The following is a 758-nucleotide window of genomic DNA, read 5'->3' on the forward strand; positions in this document are numbered from 1 at the left end:
TGCCGACCTTGAGCGCATAGAACAGGATGCTGAACACCACGAACAGGAACAGCGCAGTGAGTGTGGCGTTGGTGTAGGCGTTGAAGATCACGTGCTGCATCTGCTCGACGCTCTTCGCCGGTGCCAGCACCTGACCGTTGGCCAGCGCATCGCTGTACTTCTTGGCCAGGGACAGGAAGCCGATCGCCGGGTTGGCGTCGAACAGCTTGATGAAGCCAGCAGTAGTGGTGCAGATCAACAGCCAGGTGGCCGGCAACAGGGTGACCCAGATGTAGCGCTGGCGCTTCATCTTGATCAGGACCACGGTGCCGAGCATCAGCGCGATGCCGGCGAGCATCTGGTTGGAGATGCCGAACAATGGCCACAGGGTGTTGATGCCGCCCAGTGGATCGATCACGCCCTGATACAGCAACCAGCCCCACATCGCCACACAACCGGCGGTGGCGATCAGGTTGGCGCCCCACGATTCGGTGCGTTTGAGCGCCGGTACGAAGGAGCCGAGCAGGTCCTGCAGCATGAAGCGTCCGGCACGGGTGCCGGCGTCCACAGCGGTGAGGATGAACAGCGCTTCGAACAGGATCGCGAAGTGGTACCAGAACGCCATGGTGTTTTCACCCGGCAGGACACTGTGCAGGATCTGCGCGATACCGACCGCCAGGGTCGGCGCACCACCGGCGCGAGCCAGAATGGTGGTTTCGCCGATGTCATGGGCAACCGCTTGCAGCGCTTCCGGTGTGATCGCAAAGCCCCAGCTGGTG

At 62.3% G+C, this 758-nt stretch carries 1 protein-coding gene; it reads right to left on the reverse strand.

All coding sequences use genetic code 11. The features are described 5' to 3' along the window. A partial coding sequence (locus D8U70_RS12130; RefSeq protein ID WP_277751266.1) for a carbon starvation CstA 5TM domain-containing protein occupies positions 1-758 on the reverse strand: 758 nt, incomplete at both ends.

The organism is Pseudomonas sp. Sample_20, from assembly GCF_004307585.1.
Lineage (GTDB): Bacteria > Pseudomonadota > Gammaproteobacteria > Pseudomonadales > Pseudomonadaceae > Aquipseudomonas > Aquipseudomonas atacamensis.